This is a genomic window from Sphingobacterium phlebotomi (assembly GCF_008180195.1).
GTDB lineage: Bacteria > Bacteroidota > Bacteroidia > Sphingobacteriales > Sphingobacteriaceae > Sphingobacterium > Sphingobacterium phlebotomi.
The window spans coordinates 310,818-327,738 of record NZ_VTAV01000003.1 but is presented as its reverse complement, the minus strand read 5'-3'; the positions used below and the strand labels follow the sequence as shown (position 1 = coordinate 327,738).

18 protein-coding genes are annotated in these 16,921 nt (G+C 41.0%); 8 read left to right on the top strand and 10 right to left on the bottom strand.

What is annotated here, in order from left to right:
• Positions 1 to 2: 2 nt before the first annotated feature.
• The 3 genes from FXV77_RS07645 to FXV77_RS07635 form a co-directional block, all read right to left on the bottom strand.
• Positions 3 to 524, bottom strand: coding sequence for a hypothetical protein (locus FXV77_RS07645; protein ID WP_187444056.1), 522 nt, complete (start codon positions 522 to 524; stop codon positions 3 to 5).
• Complete coding sequence (locus FXV77_RS07640) at positions 499 to 918, bottom strand: hypothetical protein (protein WP_246162341.1); 420 nt, start codon at positions 916 to 918, stop codon at positions 499 to 501. The genes FXV77_RS07645 and FXV77_RS07640 overlap by 26 nt, the downstream gene beginning before the upstream one ends.
• A gap of 64 nt (positions 919 to 982) precedes the next feature.
• Positions 983 to 1,252, bottom strand: a complete 270-nt coding sequence (locus tag FXV77_RS07635) for a YtxH domain-containing protein (protein WP_148918624.1) — start codon at positions 1,250 to 1,252, stop codon at positions 983 to 985.
• A gap of 229 nt (positions 1,253 to 1,481) precedes the next feature.
• On the opposite strand from FXV77_RS07635, the gene FXV77_RS07630 reads away from it, so the two are divergent.
• On the top strand, positions 1,482 to 3,020 hold the full coding sequence (locus FXV77_RS07630; RefSeq protein WP_148918623.1) for a YifB family Mg chelatase-like AAA ATPase: 1,539 nt from the start codon (positions 1,482 to 1,484) through the stop codon (positions 3,018 to 3,020).
• A 5-nt stretch (positions 3,021 to 3,025) separates the two neighbouring features.
• Here the strand turns inward: FXV77_RS07630 and FXV77_RS07625 are convergent, their stop codons facing one another.
• From FXV77_RS07625 to rsfS, 4 genes are read right to left on the bottom strand one after another with little or no spacing between them, the layout of a single operon-like run.
• A complete protein-coding gene (locus FXV77_RS07625; RefSeq protein ID WP_148918622.1) occupies positions 3,026 to 3,655 on the bottom strand; it encodes a rhomboid family intramembrane serine protease in 630 nt (209 codons plus the stop codon).
• A gap of 13 nt (positions 3,656 to 3,668) precedes the next feature.
• Entirely contained in the window at positions 3,669 to 4,316 is a 648-nt protein-coding gene (locus FXV77_RS07620; RefSeq protein ID WP_148918621.1) for a LutC/YkgG family protein, read from the bottom strand.
• A 41-nt stretch (positions 4,317 to 4,357) separates the two neighbouring features.
• Positions 4,358 to 6,415: an ATP-dependent zinc metalloprotease FtsH gene (gene ftsH / locus FXV77_RS07615; protein ID WP_148918620.1), complete on the bottom strand. Its 2,058-nt coding sequence runs from the start codon at positions 6,413 to 6,415 to the stop codon at positions 4,358 to 4,360.
• A gap of 39 nt (positions 6,416 to 6,454) precedes the next feature.
• Positions 6,455 to 6,829 (bottom strand): ribosome silencing factor, encoded by a 375-nt coding sequence (gene rsfS / locus FXV77_RS07610; protein WP_148918619.1) that lies wholly within the window; start codon positions 6,827 to 6,829, stop codon positions 6,455 to 6,457.
• Positions 6,830 to 6,929: 100 nt separating this feature from the next.
• On the opposite strand from rsfS, the gene FXV77_RS07605 reads away from it, so the two are divergent.
• The 4 genes from FXV77_RS07605 (at position 6,930) to pfkA (ending at position 11,075) form a co-directional block, all read left to right on the top strand.
• Positions 6,930 to 7,652, top strand: coding sequence for a biotin--[acetyl-CoA-carboxylase] ligase (locus FXV77_RS07605; protein WP_187444055.1), 723 nt, complete (start codon positions 6,930 to 6,932; stop codon positions 7,650 to 7,652).
• A 190-nt stretch (positions 7,653 to 7,842) separates the two neighbouring features.
• Entirely contained in the window at positions 7,843 to 8,292 is a 450-nt protein-coding gene (locus FXV77_RS07600; protein ID WP_187444054.1) for a protein-disulfide reductase DsbD domain-containing protein, read from the top strand.
• A gap of 77 nt (positions 8,293 to 8,369) precedes the next feature.
• Positions 8,370 to 10,073 (top strand): protein-disulfide reductase DsbD family protein, encoded by a 1,704-nt coding sequence (locus FXV77_RS07595; RefSeq protein WP_148918616.1) that lies wholly within the window; start codon positions 8,370 to 8,372, stop codon positions 10,071 to 10,073.
• Between the two features lie 27 nt (positions 10,074 to 10,100).
• Positions 10,101 to 11,075: a 6-phosphofructokinase gene (gene pfkA, locus FXV77_RS07590; protein WP_148918615.1), complete on the top strand. Its 975-nt coding sequence runs from the start codon at positions 10,101 to 10,103 to the stop codon at positions 11,073 to 11,075.
• 33 nt (positions 11,076 to 11,108) lie between these two features.
• Here the strand turns inward: pfkA and FXV77_RS07585 are convergent, their stop codons facing one another.
• On the bottom strand, positions 11,109 to 11,795 hold the full coding sequence (locus FXV77_RS07585) for a response regulator transcription factor (RefSeq protein WP_148918614.1): 687 nt from the start codon (positions 11,793 to 11,795) through the stop codon (positions 11,109 to 11,111).
• 13 nt (positions 11,796 to 11,808) lie between these two features.
• The gene (locus tag FXV77_RS07580; protein WP_148918613.1) at positions 11,809 to 13,668 is read right to left on the bottom strand and encodes a sensor histidine kinase; all 1,860 of its coding nucleotides are present in this window, start codon (positions 13,666 to 13,668) and stop codon (positions 11,809 to 11,811) included.
• A gap of 162 nt (positions 13,669 to 13,830) precedes the next feature.
• On the opposite strand from FXV77_RS07580, the gene FXV77_RS07575 reads away from it, so the two are divergent.
• Both FXV77_RS07575 and FXV77_RS07570 read left to right on the top strand, forming a co-directional pair.
• Positions 13,831 to 14,478 (top strand): 4'-phosphopantetheinyl transferase family protein, encoded by a 648-nt coding sequence (locus FXV77_RS07575; RefSeq protein WP_148918612.1) that lies wholly within the window; start codon positions 13,831 to 13,833, stop codon positions 14,476 to 14,478.
• 74 nt (positions 14,479 to 14,552) lie between these two features.
• Positions 14,553 to 15,383 (top strand): UDP-2,3-diacylglucosamine diphosphatase, encoded by an 831-nt coding sequence (locus FXV77_RS07570; RefSeq protein ID WP_148918611.1) that lies wholly within the window; start codon positions 14,553 to 14,555, stop codon positions 15,381 to 15,383.
• Here the strand turns inward: FXV77_RS07570 and FXV77_RS07565 are convergent.
• Complete coding sequence (locus tag FXV77_RS07565) at positions 15,380 to 15,901, bottom strand: NADPH-dependent FMN reductase (protein WP_148918610.1); 522 nt, start codon at positions 15,899 to 15,901, stop codon at positions 15,380 to 15,382. The two genes, FXV77_RS07570 and FXV77_RS07565, sit on opposite strands and share 4 nt — an antisense overlap.
• 221 nt (positions 15,902 to 16,122) lie before the next feature.
• On the opposite strand from FXV77_RS07565, the gene FXV77_RS07560 reads away from it, so the two are divergent.
• Complete coding sequence (locus FXV77_RS07560) at positions 16,123 to 16,920, top strand: ParA family protein (protein WP_148918609.1); 798 nt, start codon at positions 16,123 to 16,125, stop codon at positions 16,918 to 16,920.
• Position 16,921 lies beyond the last annotated feature (1 nt).

Here is a 16,921-nt window from a genome sequence, read left to right as displayed (position 1 = left end):
TTTTAAGCTCCGGTATAGCGCTCGTCTTCCAAAATAGCAGATTGCTGTTCCATAACCGCTATTTTTTCTATTATATCATCTTCTGGCTTTTTCTTTTTTTTCTTCTTTTTAGGTTTTATAAAAGCGGTAACTTTATTTACCAGTCCGCTGATCTTATCTTGATTCACCTGTCCTATGGCCGTTTCTGAAGCCAATAAAACCAAGGCCTTTTTAAACCAACCTGCTTTACGGAGTAAGGTTGAATTTAATACAATCGGCGCGCCTAATTGCAAAACTCTCGTCAACCAATCGGCATCTTTACTCTGTACAGCTTTACTGATACCTGATGTAAAACCTTTCAGCATACCGACGCCCGGAACATGAGAAGTAATGCTCTGAAAAAATCGAACAGGTGCATTTATTTTTACTTTCAACAGGTTATATTGATCTGTCAAATACGCTTCTTGCTCCTTTTTCCTCACATTAAGCCGAGCAATCTCGGCTTGTAAATCAGATAAGTTATTTATTCTCGGTGAACTCTTCATTTACGCTTGATTTGATTTTCTCTTCTATGATATCTTCATCCTCTTCTCCCTGCCATTTACTCGTCACCTTGCGAATAGTGAGGTTCATAAACATCTTCTCCAATCCCGGTTCAAAAGCACGGATCAGTAAAACGAGTATGAAGAAAATGACACCCGTTAACAAAAACCCTAAGGCGTTGCTTTCCAATACTTCTCCAAGATAAAAACCTAATGCCAAAGAACAGAAAAAAACGATGAATAAAGTAAATATTATCTTCACGACGTCCAACGCCAAGGAACTGATTATCCGTGACCCTTTCGCTAGTCCTTTCAACTGCAATAGCTTAATTTGGGTATCTACGTATTCTTTACCTTTTTGAAATGCGCCACTAAGCGAAAATTTTTCTTCTTCCATCAACATCTATTTTATTACAGTATATTAGTGGAGATGCAAGATGTTGCGTCTCCACTGTATTATGTTAGGCGTGTTCTTCTATTTCGTCATCGACGATAGTTTCAACTTCAGACACTTTCGACTTCACTAAACCTATTAATTTATCCTTAAGCTCACTTAGCTGGCCAAACTGTTCTTCTGCACGCTCTTTGATGGCATCGCCCAAATCAGACAATGACTCATTTATCTTATCCCTTGTTTCTGATCCTTTATCAGGGGCAAACAATAATCCTACGACTGCTCCCGCCGCTAATCCTGCTAATAACGCAGTTACTATTTTACTGTTCTCATTCATATTTCTTGTCTTTTAAATAATTCTCCATTTACCGGGTTGAAGATTAATCTAAGTTATACAATAAACAAATAATCTTCGTAATCGTTTTAAAAATACAAAAGTATTTTGGGCTTCAGCTTTCTTTCAAAAAAGAAAACAAAAATCTTGCTAAAAAGTAACATATTTCCGACCATTTTATGTTGTATCGATTTTTTTGTCTATTTTTAAGTAACCATTTTAACATATAGCTATGCTCGTCAAAACTTTTAGCAGTGCCGTATACGGCATAAATGCAACTACTGTTACTGTAGAAACACTTGTTTGTCCTGGAATACATTATTACATTGTTGGATTACCGGATAGTGCTATCAAAGAGAGCTTGCATCGTATTGAAAGTGCCATTACGACCGCAGGATATCGCATGCCTCGTCAAAAAATAGTCGTCAACTTGGCTCCGGCAGATATTCGCAAAGAAGGTTCCGCCTACGATTTATCTATTGCACTAGGCATTTTGGCTGCATCAGGCCAAGTACAGGGAACATCGTTAACGGAGTATATGATGTTGGGAGAATTATCGCTAGATGGTGATATTCAACCCATAAAAGGGACTCTTTCTGTGGCCTTGCAAGCCAAACAAGATGGACTCAAAGGTGTTATTCTGCCAACAGCTAATGCGCGGGAAGCTGCGGTTGTTCAAGGTTTGGAAGTATTGGCTGCGAACAACTTGCAAGATGTCATTCATTTTTTTAATGAACAACAAAAACTAAAACGGGTTCGAATTGACATTGAAGAGGAATTTCTACATCATATAAATAACTATGATGTCGATTTCGCCGATGTCAAAGGGCAGGAAAATATAAAAAGGGCTTTAGAAATCGCAGCTGCGGGAGGGCACAATGTCATTCTAATCGGTCCACCCGGTGCAGGTAAGACGATGCTTGCGAAACGCCTCCCCACTATTCTCCCTCCGCTTCATTTAGATGAATCGCTGGAAACCACCAAAATCCATTCCGTTTCGGGTCAACTTCATGCCCTCTCTTCCCTCATGACAGTTCGTCCTTTCCGAGCTCCGCACCATACAATCTCTGATGTCGCTCTCGTTGGTGGTGGCTCCTCTCCACAACCGGGAGAAATTTCACTTGCCCATCATGGTGTATTGTTTTTGGATGAACTTCCGGAATTTAAAAGATCTGTCCTAGAAGTGATGCGACAGCCCCTAGAATCCCGAAATATTACGATTTCACGTGCCAAGTTTTCCGTTGATTACCCGGCGAGTTTTATGTTGATTGCTGCAATGAACCCTTGCCCATGTGGATACTATAATCATCCGGAAAAAGAATGCATCTGCGGAAGTGCCGCTGTACACCATTATCTTAGCAGAATTACCGGCCCGCTGTTAGACCGCATAGATTTACATGTCGAAGTGACGCCTGTTGAATTCAACGAACTTTCCGGCACAAGAAATACCGAGAAAAGCGAAGTTATCCGAGAAAGGGTTATACAGGTGCGTAAAATTCAAGAAAAGCGCTTTGCAGATTTCCCCAATATTCACAACAACGCCCAAATGAACACACGCACCGTACGCCAAGTATGTCAAATCAGTAGTTCGGGCAAACAACTTTTACAAACAGCAATGGAACGTCTCGGACTTTCTGCGCGAGCGTATGATCGCATATTAAAAGTATCGCGCACCATAGCCGATATGGATAGCTCAGAACAAATTGAAAATAAACATTTAGCAGAGGCTATTCATTTCAGAAGTTTGGATCGAGAGAATTGGGCGGGGTGAGGGGATCAAAAAAACTGCTCAATCAAATGGCCAATAGACCACGGGTACAGTAATATTGTCAGCCCTATACCAGCAAGCGCACCGAATAAATGGGCATCGTGATTGATATTATCATATGCCTTTTTAGATGCCCAGATACAATATCCTAAAAAAAGGAATGCAAACAAATAAGCGGGGATTGGAATAACCATAAAGAGTCCAAGCATCGCTTTCGGCTGAAACATAATAAAGCTAAAGAGAACAGCACAAATAGCGCCCGAGGCTCCTAAGCTATAATAACCAGGATTGTTTTTCTGCCGAATCAATGTAGGTATATCGCTAAGAATCAAACTGACAACATAAAGTCCGGCAAAAAGCATATGCCCCAATGCTCCACTAAATTGGACAAACATATTCTCCAGACCGAACCCAAAGTAATAGAAAGTCATCATATTGAAAATAAGATGCATCCAATCTTTATGGATTAAACCACTCGTAAAAACCATGTACCATTTTGACTTATCTCTATGCAACGTATAAGGATGGAGCATTAACTTTGTATACCATTGCGGATTGGAAAAAACATACAAACTCAACGCTATTGTCAAGACAAAAATCACGGAAGCAACGGGAGTGGCATAAAGGTAGTATAACATAAAAGTGTATAGATTAAAATCTGTCTTCTATCAAAAAGACGTATAGTTCTTTGGGTCCATGTGCGCCTACCACCAACATTCTCTCGATGTCTACTGTTCGGCTAGGTCCGGTAATCGTTGAAATCATAGAAGGGAGTTTATCTCCATATTTTTCGTTCACCCGCTGTAATCCATGTTTAATATCCATAACCAATTGGGAGGCTTTAGCCACCACGATATGAATGGGTGGATAAATACTCAGTCGGCGACCAGCCTCGTTTCCGTTGGACAACACAATACTTCCGTTGCGTGCAATAAGCGCTTCACAAGTTGTAATTCCTGCATCTGCGGTATCCAATTGTTGATCGGTCGTATAAATCGGGAAACCATATTGTCCTAACATTTTTTGTATTTCAGGCTCCCAGGCTAAAATTTTTTTTATCTGCAGCTTCTCTGCTAAAAGTATCAAGTTTTCGATAAGCGAAATTTCACCATCGCAATACACAAAATTACCTTCAACTTGCGTAAACTCCCGTGCAAAGGTGACATCTAAAGGTTCTTCCTCATCTTTATATAGCGGAGAATCCTCAAAGTCGCTATGTGGATTATCTCGCTTCTGTAGCAAAGCTTGACGAATCTTTTTTAGCATCCGCTCTTTAGCCGTCGTATTTCGAATGTTCATATTCCTCTCCCTACCCCCTCTCCAAAGGAAAGAGGTATCCTCTACTCTTCCGACTTTGTATCGTTATTTTTACTCTCGTCCTGTGGGAGTTTCAATGGTAAATCAGTTTGTGGAACACCTCCGCCATCTGCCCCACCGTTTACAAATTCATCATATGTTGTACGGTTTTCAAACGGACGTTTGCCCAAAATTTCTTCCAAATCACTTTGAAACAGGATTTCCTTTTCTAACAACTTCTCCGCGATTTTAATCAGACCGTCCTGCTTGTCCAATAGAAGCTGCTTAGTTCTGTCATACACCGCGGTAATTAAGTTTCTCACTTCCTGATCGATTAACTCTGCTGTTTGGTCAGAATAGGGCTTGTGGAACTGGGTTTCTCCGGAACTATCACGGAAAGATACATTGCCCACTTTATCATTCATACCATACACAGCCGTCATTGCATAAGCTAGTTTTGTGATTCTTTCCAAATCATTTTGTGCGCCCGTGCTTATACGACCGAAAGTAATATCTTCCGCGACACGCCCTCCCATCGTCATACACATACTATCCAGCAGTTGCTCCGTAGTATATAAAAACTGTTCTTTCGGCAAGTACTGCGCATAACCCAGCGCTGCCACACCACGCGGAACGATAGAAACCTTAACCAAGGGGTCAGCAAATTCCAAGAACCAACCTGTAATTGCGTGTCCAGCTTCATGATAAGCCACAATTTTCTTTTCCTCTGGAGAGATAATTTTATTTTTCTTCTCCAAGCCACCGATGACCCTATCGATTGCATCTTGAAAATCTTGCATGGAGATAGATTGCTTATTTTTCCTTGCCGCAATCAAAGCTGCTTCGTTACACACGTTAGCAATCTCTGCCCCCGCAAAACCCGGTGTTTGCGCCGAAAGCTTTTTCGCATCCACTTCCTCCGAAAGTTTCAATGGTTTTAAATGCACATTAAATATCTGCTCACGTCCGATCAAATCCGGTTTATCAATAGAAATCTGTCTGTCAAATCGACCAGGGCGCAACAACGCTTGATCTAATACATCTAAACGGTTGGTAGCTGCCAAGAGAATGACTCCTAAGTTCGTACCGAAACCATCCATCTCCACCAATAGTTGGTTCAGTGTATTTTCACGTTCGTCATTTCCACCCATAACAGAGTTTTTACCACGGGCACGTCCAATCGCATCAATCTCGTCGATAAATATAATACAAGGTGCCTTTTCTTTGGCTTGTTTGAACAAATCTCGTACACGAGAGGCGCCAACGCCCACAAACATTTCCACAAAGTCCGATCCCGACAAGGAAAAGAAGGGTACTTGAGCCTCTCCAGCCACAGCTTTTGCCAACAATGTTTTACCAGTACCTGGAGGACCAACAAGCAAGGCGCCCTTTGGAATTTTACCACCTAAATCGGTATATTTTTTTGGATTTTTCAAAAAATCCACAATTTCCATGACCTCCGTCTTCGCTTCTTCCAAGCCGGCAACGTCGTTGAAAGTGATGTTTATCTGAGATTCTTTATCAAAAAGTTGAGCTTTAGATTTTCCGATATTGAAAATTGCACCACCACCGGCACCGGCACCACCTCCCATACGACGCATTAACAACATCCATATCGCAACAATGATTAATAACGGAAGCATAAACGAGACGAACCAACCGGCCCATGGATTAGATCTATTTTCATATTGAGGTTCAATACGCTGTTGACCTTCTGGTAATCCCGCTTGTAAGTCTTTCAGTTCTTTACTAAATTCCACTTCAGGAAGTACCTTAAACCTATATTGGGGCCCCATGTCAGGAGCCAACAATAGTGCATTCGGACTAGGAGCTACGTCTTTATACTTGTCTTCCTTAAGTTTATCTTTCTTAATGTATACCTCAACCTCAACCAGATCATTACTCTTAAAGGCTACAAGCTTGTCAACATCACCCGTCAATAATATCTCTTCCTTAAATTTCTGATAGGTAATCTCTTCGGTTTTATCACTACTAAAAAAGTACTGCAGTCCAAAGAACCCGAGGATAATCAATATCCATAACCACATCATGTTAAATTTGGGTGGAACAGGAGTTACTTTTTTACTTGGAATTTTCTTCATTACAATCTATTATATCTATTTCTCTTACTTTCTAAATCTTTACGCGCTTTGGTACGTCTCGACATGAGCGTCACCCCACAAATCTTCTATGCCATAATGGCTTCTTTTTTCTGTTTTAAAGATATGAACAACGACATCTACAAAATCTAACAGGATCCATTCACCATTGTTATGACCTTCTTTCCGCCACGGTTCCTGCCCAAAAGCTTTATAAACTTCTTCTTCTACACTATTCGCTATGGCATTGATTTGAGTTGCAGAATCCGCGTGACAGATAACGAAATAATCGGATAAGGTGGCATTAACGTTCCTCATATCCATCCGCACAATATCATTGCCCTTTTTCTCTTGCATGCCGTGTACTACCACTTCCGCAAGTCTACCCGACAAATCCTTTTTTGTATCTTTATTCATTAAAAAATGTTAGTTTTGAACGATATTTATGTGTTTAAATATTTTTCCTTTGCAAAATAATACATTTTCCCGACTTTACCTTAGACAAAATTTAATTGTATTGGAAGAAGTAACGTCTACCAATGATTATTTAAAAGAACTTTTGTCAAATATTAAGCCACTTCCCGAGGCAACTGCCATTATGGCAATCCACCAAGTGAAGGGAAAAGGTCAACGGGGAAACTCCTGGCTTAGCAAGCCTTCCGAAACATTAGCCATCAGTTTAACCCTGTATCCAAAAGACTTCTCCGTACACCAATCGTTTAATTTAAATATGCTAATTTGTTTGGGTATCCAACGTTGGGCAGCTACAATACTTCCGCATGTACAGATTAAATGGCCTAATGACATCTATGCCAATGGAAAGAAATTAGGTGGCGTATTAATCGAAAACCAATTAGCTGGATATCATGTCCGTTCAAGTGTAGTTGGTATTGGTATAAACATTAAACAACAAGCCTTTCCGACAGCGATACAGGACAAAGCGACTTCCCTTTACATCGAAGAACCGACTACACCGCCGCAGTCCCTTGAAGAATATGGACTATCGCTTCTTTCAACAATAATGGAACTCTATGAAAGCATTGATTTGCAAGACACACAGCAGCTATTGGATGCTTACAATGATTGTCTGTTTAGAAAGGAGATACCCGCATATTATGAAATTGAAGGAGAAACATTTTCAGGCATTATACAAGGCGTAGAAGGCGATGGCAAATTAAAAATATTAATCAATGACCAAGAACGATTATTTGATCTCAAAGAGATTAGTTTTAAGCTATAGCCGCTAAATTTGTCATCTGTAAAACAAGGACACTTACGACATATAATCCATTATAACATATAATTTACTTGTATATCACTTATACACTACCTAACTTTGGAAATAATTTTTTCCGCGTTGGGTAAAATTAAACCTTACAAGATTGAAATAGTCTCATGTAGAGAATCTAGCAATAAAATAATTTATTAGAATGAAGAAAGTAAGTTTATTAATTATTGCCGTGTTATTTACCATGGCTGGTGCAGTAGCCCAAATATACAACCCTGTAAAATGGAGCGTTGCATCTAAAAAATTAAATGACAAAGAAGCTGTTGTATTTATTAAAGCCACTATTGATAACGGCTGGCATATATATGGATTGAATGTCCCCGACGGTGGACCAATTGCCACGTCCTTTGCATTCACACCATCTAAAGATTATAGCCCGAACGGCAAGGTTGCAGCTCCTGCACCGCAGTCGAAATTTGAGAAAGCTTTTGATATGAATGTTCCGTATTATTCAAAAGAGGTTACCTTCCAGCAGAAAGTAAAATTAAACAAAGGCCAAACCACTGTAAAAGGAACGGTTGAATTTATGGCTTGTGACGCTGAAAGATGTTTACCTCCGGACGAACACGTTTTTAACGTCACAATTAAGTAGTATTTACGAATATAAAAAATGATAAGGCGGTAAGTTTACTGCCTTTTTTTTATTTTAGCGATTTATCTAAATAAGCAATGCGTTCATTATTTAAGTATTTTGTAGTCTTACAAATTTTAACATTTGCCTTATATAATTCGTCATTTGCACAGCAAGATAGCTTAATTTCATTTGATGATCTAGAATTTACGGACGGTTCTGGCGAAGCAGAGGAAGATACGCTGTTGGAGGTGCCGGATGATTTGGTCTTCGAGGATGGAACGGCAAATGAGGAGGCGGAAGGGGGAACGGTAATCGATGCCCCCGTGGACGCCAGCGCCGAAGGCAAACAGTCTCTCTGGGGGATCTTCATTGCCGGACTGCTCGGCGGCTTCGCAGCCTTCATCATGCCTTGCATATTCCCCATGGTACCGCTTACCGTAAGCTTCTTTACCAAGAAGGGCGGATCCCGTGCCAGTGGCGTATCACAGGCGCTCCTATATGGGCTGTTCATCATCGTCATATACGTGGCACTAGGTATGCTCATCACCATAGCCTTCGGCTCCGATGCACTCAATGCCCTGTCTACCAATGGGATCTTCAACTTTCTGTTCTTTCTAATACTGGTGGTCTTCGCAGCCTCCTTCTTCGGTGCTTTCGAACTCACTCTGCCAAGTTCCTTTGTCAATAAGATAGATGCCCAGTCGGATAAAGGTGGGCTATTGGGCTTGTTTTTTATGGCTTTCAGCTTAGCACTGGTCTCTTTCTCCTGTACCGGACCAATCATTGGTACGCTACTGGTAGAGGCCGCATCCAAAGGTGAGCGGCTAGGTCCCGCTATCGGCATGCTGGGGTTTTCCATTGCCCTTGCTATACCCTTCGTGCTGTTCGCCTTCTTCCCCTCGATGCTGAAGTCCCTGCCCAAGTCGGGTGGCTGGCTCAACAGCGTCAAGGTAGTGCTAGGTTTCCTGGAGTTAGCGCTAGCATTGAAGTTCCTGTCCAATGTAGACCTTGCATACCACTGGAACTGGCTGGACAGAGAAGTTTTTCTGGCTCTTTGGATAGCCATATTCGGGCTGTTGGGACTGTACCTTATCGGCAAGCTGCGCTTTGCACATGACAGTCCGCTACAACACCTATCCGTTCCGCGGACCATTCTGGCGATCATCGTGTTCGCCTTCGTAGTGTACATGGTGCCTGGCATGTGGGGGGCACCGTTAAAGTCGATATCGGCTTTCTTACCACCATCGGCGACACAGGACTTCGACCTGTCTACGGTAAACTTGGGTTCGGCCGCTACAGGAATATCCAACTCGGGCAAGCAGAAGAAATACTACGAGATCTTCCACGAGCGAGGTACGCCCAAGGGTTTCGACCCATACTACGACTACGAAGAGGGGCTTGCCGCAGCGAAAGAACTAGGCAAGCCGGTGCTGATCGACTTCACAGGCTGGAACTGTGTAAACTGCCGCAAGATGGAGGCCAACGTGTGGACCGATCCAAAGGTGGCGGGGCTGCTTCGAGAGGAGTTCGTGATGGTGGAGCTTTTCGTGGACGACAGGACTGAGCTGTCTGCGGAGGAGCAATACGTCTCGGAGTACTCGGGCAAACGCATCCGCACGATCGGCGCAAAGAACAGCGATTTTCAGGCTTCGACATTCAACAGTAACTCGCAGCCGCTATACGTCATCGTAGACACCGGAGGTAACGTATTGATACCCCCTAGCGGTGCGGACTATAATGTAAACAGCTATTCGGCTTACTTACAAAGCGGCATAGACGCATTTAATGACAGGGAATAGAAATAAAAAGAATAAATAAATAATTAGATGAAGACGATAAAGAATATTGCAGTTTTGACGTCTGGAGGAGATTCTCCGGGAATGAACGCAGGTATCCGTGCCGTTGTACGTACCGGGATATATAACAATTTAAATATGTTTGGCGTACGCAGAGGTTATGATGGTTTAGTAAAAGGTGAAATTGTTCCTATGGACGCTAAATCGGTCGCTAATATCATTCAACGTGGCGGCACCATTCTCAAAACAGCCAGAAGCGACGAATTCCGAACTTACGAGGGCCGCAAACAAGCATATGAAAACATTAAAAAACTAGAAATTGATGCCTTAGTTGTTATCGGTGGCGACGGAACGTTTACAGGAGCATCTAAATTTATCGAGGAGTTTGATATTCCCATCATCGGGATGCCAGGAACCATCGACAACGACTTAGCTGGAACGGATTTCACTATTGGATACGACACCGCTATCAACACCGTCGTTGATGCTGTTGATAAGATAAGAGATACCGCTGAATCCCATGACCGTGTGTTTGTTATCGAAGTTATGGGACGTGACTCTGGCTTGATTGCATTACGTTCTGGTATCAGTACGGGCGCGGAGGCAGTATTAATCCCTGAGCTGAATGTCGATTACGACGCGATCATGAAACGTCTAGATAAATCGCGTAAAAACAAATCCTCACGTATTATCATTGTAGCGGAAGGAGATAAAGAGGGAGGTGAAGTTGTTGCAGATAAAATCAAGGAAAACTTTCCACATTACGATGTGCGCCTTTCTATATTAGGACATATCCAACGTGGTGGCAGACCGAGCTGTATGGATAGGGTTTTAGCCAGTAGACTAGGAGTAGCCTCCGTAGAAGGCTTACTAGACGGAAGAAGAGGAGAAATGGCCGGGCTTATCTGCGGACAGGTACAATTCACTCCGTTTAACAAAGCGATTAAACATATTGATAAGATAAACGAAAACCTAACCAGAATCGTAGAGATTCTATCACTATAAAAATTTAAAGGGGTGCATAGCTATGCGCCCCTACTAACTTACCAATAACTTATACCCTTTCCCGTGTACATTAACAATCTCCACATTAGGGTCTTCCTTGAGATATTTACGCAATTTACTCAAAAATACATCCATACTACGGCCCGTAAAATAATTATCGTCATGCCATATTTTCACCAATGCTTCCTCTCGCGTAAGCACATCGTTTTTGTTCAAGCATAATAACCGCAATAATTCGGCTTCTTTGGTCGACAATTTTTGCTGTTGACCCTTAAAAGAAATAATCTGACTAGTATAGTCGAAGAAATATTCCCCAATTTCAAATTTATCTGCCAACTCCTCTTCCTTATCCTTGGATACGCGCTTTAAAAGTGCATTAATACGAAGTAATAATTCTTCCACGCGGAATGGTTTCGTGATGTAATCATCTCCTCCCAGTTCGAATGCCTGCGTTTTGTCTTCCATCATGCCTTTTGCCGTAGCATAGATAATGGGCACGGTTTTATCCATTTTACGGATGTCCTTACCCAATGAAAATCCGTCTTTTTTTGGCATCATCACATCAAAAATACACAAGTCATATTTCTCTTTACGAAAAGCGGTCAGTGCTTCATCACCATCTTGGGCTAATGTGACATCAAATTTTCCTTTTAATTCTAAGTAATCTTTTAGAAGTTCGCCTAAGTTAGGGTCATCTTCAGCTAGTAATATTTTTTGCATACGAATGTCCTTTTTATACTTCTCGATCAGGTGTTGCACCTTTCAAAGGAAAAGTTAACTCAAAGATTGTGCCTTTGTCTTTTTCACTCTTCACCTGAATTTTACCATTAAGCCGTTTTACAATATCATTAACATAACTTAATCCTAACCCAAATCCCTTGACATTATGCACATTCCCTGTCGGAATCCGGTAGAATTGATCAAAAATCTTTTCCTTTTGGTCTTTCGTCATCCCCATCCCATTATCTGCGATAGTAACGATAATATTATGCTTCGCGTTATATGTTTTTACCGTAATCTCGGGAGCATCTTTACTATATTTGATAGCGTTATCCACTAAGTTAAAAAACACATTGGACAAATGAAGTTCGTCCCCGATGACTAAATCATTCGAAGCAGCTATATCCACATGGAGTATCCCATTCGCTCGCTGGAGCTGTAGGTTCATACTGTCCAAAACACCGGAAACAACCGCGTTTATATGGACATCCACCTTCTCTATTTTTAAATTTTCCTTTTCTAAACGAGCAATATTCAATACCCGTTCGATATGATTACCAAGCCGAATATTCTCATCATAGATAATATTGGCCAATCTATTTACACGCTTTCCATCAGCGGCAATCTCGGGATCACGGAGAGATTCACTCGCTATCATAATGGTTGCCACAGGTGTTTTAAACTCATGGGTCATATTATTCATGAAATCCGTTTTCATCTCCGAAATTTTCTTTTGCCGAAAGATGATACTTAATGTATAAGCAAAGGCGCCTATAAGCAACGCCAACAATGCGATCATTGGCAAGAGCATATAACTCATCGTATCCCGGATCACTGACGATTTGTTGGGAAAATAGATGGACAGAAGACCAGGCGAACTGTTCAAATCATTTTCAAACAACTTTGTACTATACTTCGCGAACTGTCTTTTTGTTTTAGGATTACTGCTTTGCAAGGTTTCGTAGATAATATAGCTCTGATCATCCCTTACTTCAATATTAAAAGGCACGTAAATATCACGTTTGTTCAACTCTGCATCCAACTCTTTTTTTAAGTACTTGATGTTCAGTCGCTCACGAAATGGCTTTTTTGCAAGCAGTATACTTGATTCGATATCTTTTAAAATATGCTCACTTTTACCTCCTATAATCGCCAATGTATCAAAAAGTGTCGTTGCTTGCTGCAATTTCTTTGCATTCAGTACAACCAATTGGCTCTCCAACTCTTGCAACTCGTCCGCTATCTTCCGATGTACCCGAGGGATCAAGGTAGCCGTCTGCATGGCTTCTACCCTATTATTCCTAAAATAGGGAATGATAAACCGCGTACTATCATCTTTTGCAGGAACCAAAGGCACTCCACGCTTTGCCGTTAATTTTATATCCGTATCAATATATCCTTCACCAAGGTAATTATTGACAACATTAAAGTCTATATAGGCCTGGTAACGTTTCCTTCTTATGTATGTTTCGTAGAACGCGTTGTCCACATAAATCGCATTGGGAACAAGTGCTTTTAAATTCTCTTCTTCTTCTCGATAACGCTGTTGATAATCAAATTGCTGCCGCTGTAGCTCTTTTATCTTCTCCTGAATGGTCAATTGACTTGCCAAAAGCTGCTCATTACGCTCCCGCATAGCTTGGTCAGCTTTGAATTTCTCTTGATTAATGCGATCCTGCTCACGAGCAAACTCAAAAATCTCCTGCTTTTCAATCTTACCTGCAACCGAAGCAAGGGCAGCCGTAACCGCCTCATCAAAAAGTTGAGACTTTTGTTTAAAAGACTCTCTGATAAAATAGTATTGCATCGCCATTACCCCCATAAGAGCAACAGACATTAATCCTATAATCAATGTGATACTACGCTTCTTCATCCTTCTATCTACAAAAATAGGTATGCTTGGCATTAAAGGCCACCCTTTAACACTATTTAACAGCGAACAGGCTAAAAATCAACTTTTTTAGATAACTTTAGATATAAATATATCTATATGCATGCTTACACAAAGTAAAAGCAATTTTATTTACATTTGAATATGGCATTGGTATACCTTCGAGAGTTAGATAGCGACACAAAGTTCGCTATATGGAAAATAGAAGAAACGGTTGAAGAACTATTAGACCGCTTGCAGCTTGATGAACGGGAGAAATCCGTCTTAGAACGTTTCAGCAAGGGAAAACGTACCCTACACTGGTTGGCTTCGCGTGTCCTACTCCGCTATCTCCTCAAAACGGATGAGTTTATTTCCTGTCCATCCGATGAAAATGGGAAGCCTTATTTATCGAATTATCCGTATGAAATATCGTTTACGCATTCCTACGATTACGCCGGACTCATTATGAGCCAAAAAGGCCCTTGTGGCATCGACCTCGAAATCGTTAAAGATAAGGTACTGCGTATCAAAGAAAAGTTTATGAAGCCTAATGAACTGGCTTTTATACAGAACGATAATATCGAACAATTGTATGCTTGTTGGTGCGCCAAAGAAGCCGTTTATAAACTTCAAGGCAATAAAGGCATCTCTTTTCTGGAAAACATAACCATCCTACCTTTCCAATATAAACCACAGGGCGTGATGACGGTTATGCTTCGTAAAGGAAGATTAGTTAGATCTTTCCAAGTCTATTACGAAAAATTTCAAGACTACATGCTCGGCTATGTAGTGGACGAGCATAAACCGTAAACAATATTTGATAATTTGTTAACCCCCTGCACATCTTAGGTTAACAAAAATAAGTTTACTTTGGAAAAACGAATATGAAACGAAATGTTGAATTGGTCGTTATTTCCGATGTTCATCTTGGAACATATGGTTGCCACGCAAAGGAGCTACTAAGATACCTATCCTCCATAGCGCCGAAAAAGCTCATTCTCAATGGCGATATTATCGACATCTGGCAGTTCCGAAAAAGTTATTTCCCCGAATCGCATTTACAGGTTTTAAAGTACATTTTAGATTTAGCCTATACCGATTGTGACGTGGTCTACATCACCGGTAATCACGACGAAATGTTACGCAAATTCGGAAAGATGCAGTTTGGACGCATCGAACTGACCAACCGAAAATTACTGGACATCGACAACAAGAAAGTTTGGTTTTTTCATGGAGACGTTTTCGATGCTTCCATCCAACACACAAAATGGCTTGCTAAACTTGGTGGCTGGGGATACGACCGCTTGATTCAATTGAATAACATCATCAATTGGGGCTTGGTCAAATTGGGTTATGAAAAGTATTCCCTATCAAAGCGTATTAAAAATTCCGTAAAAAAAGCTGTAAAATTCATTTCTGATTTTGAAGAAACCGCATCGCATCTTGCTATCGAAAATGGCTATGATTATGTTATTTGTGGCCATATTCACCAACCTCAAATTCGACAAATAGAAACGAAAAAAGGGACTTGTACCTATATGAATTCTGGTGATTGGATTGAAAACCTCTCCGCCTTGGAATACCATCAAGGTTGCTGGACATTGTTCAACTACGAAAAGCATAAAACCCAGTTAGAGCAACGCCCTAGGGAAGACACAGATTTGCAAAGCAATGTGGAAGAGTTATTGAACAGCATTGTCAATGGACCTATCTAAAAACGCGCAATCTCGTCAATCTGCTCCTGCACAAACTTCGTTGTCAACTCATCAATAAGCTGATCATCATTATCCAACTCATCGTGGACTTTTGACAAATGAATTTTCAAGGGTAAGACATGCATGCGCATGTAGTTACATACACCGGTGAAATGATCAACACCCCGTATATTGCCATATTTGCCAGTCGATACACCTACCAAAGCCGCCTTCTTATGGAAAAACGAGGCGGGAAAAGAACAAGCATCTATAAATACCTTTAATATCCCCGGAAAACTGCCATTATATTCCGGAATGATAAAAACAAATTTCTTTGCCGCGGAAACTTTCGCTTGTATAGGTTTGAAAGCTTCGCTACGCTTTCCATATAAATCCGTAACGGTAATATCCTCCGGTAAGTCAGACAGCGAGAGCAATTCCCACGATTCTCCCCTCCGCTGCAACTCCTGCTGATAATATTTGGCAATTTTTAATGAGTTACTCCGTTCGCGGTTTGTCCCCGATATAATCAAGTTCATATTATAAAATAGTGCAGTTACAAAAAGCCCTCATTCTATATAAAAGGGTAATGCTATTTTTTTGTATCTTAGCAACCTTAGCCGTTGGGTAAGAGCTTTTGCCAAAAATACGATTTTTAACATCATTTAAGCATTTTCTTTATCTTAGGAATGTAAATTTGGCGTTAACTTTGGGAAAGTTTTATTCGGTCGGCATTTAGATAAAAAAAGGGGTTCATCTCATGGGAAAAATAATAGCAATAGCCAATCAGAAAGGCGGCGTAGGAAAGACAACAACTTCCATCAATTTGGCGGCGAGTTTGGCTGTTTTGGAGCATAAGACATTATTGGTAGATGCCGACCCTCAAGCAAATTCCACTTCGGGGATTGGTTTTGATCCTCGAGTGATCAAGGCGAGCGTATATGAATGTTTGGTGAACGACCTGCCGCCGCGCGAGGCTATCCAACAAACAGACACACCTAATCTCGATTTGCTACCGGCACATATTGACCTCGTGGGTGCAGAGATTGAAATGATCAATATGCATGAACGAGAGTTCAAAATGAAGAAAATGTTGGATGAAGTAAAAGACGACTACGACTTCGTTATCATAGACTGTTCACCCTCGTTGGGATTAATTACTATAAATGCATTAACCGCATCCGACTCGGTTGTTATCCCGGTACAATGTGAATATTTTGCTTTGGAAGGTTTAGGAAAGTTGTTGAACACCATTAAAATTGTTCAAACACGGCTGAATACAAGTTTAGAAATCGAAGGTATCCTATTGACCATGTATGATGTGCGTCTACGCCTGTCGAACCAAGTGGTAGAAGAGGTTCGTACGCATTTCAGCGATCTAGTTTTTGACACCATCATTCAACGGAATACCAGATTAAGCGAGGCGCCTAGCTTTGGCATTTCCGTCATTATGCACGATGCATCGTGTAAAGGTGCCATCAACTACTTAAATCTCGCACGTGAAATATTACAGAAAAATGGTTTAGTTACAGAGAATTCGCAAACAGCAACAGTATAGT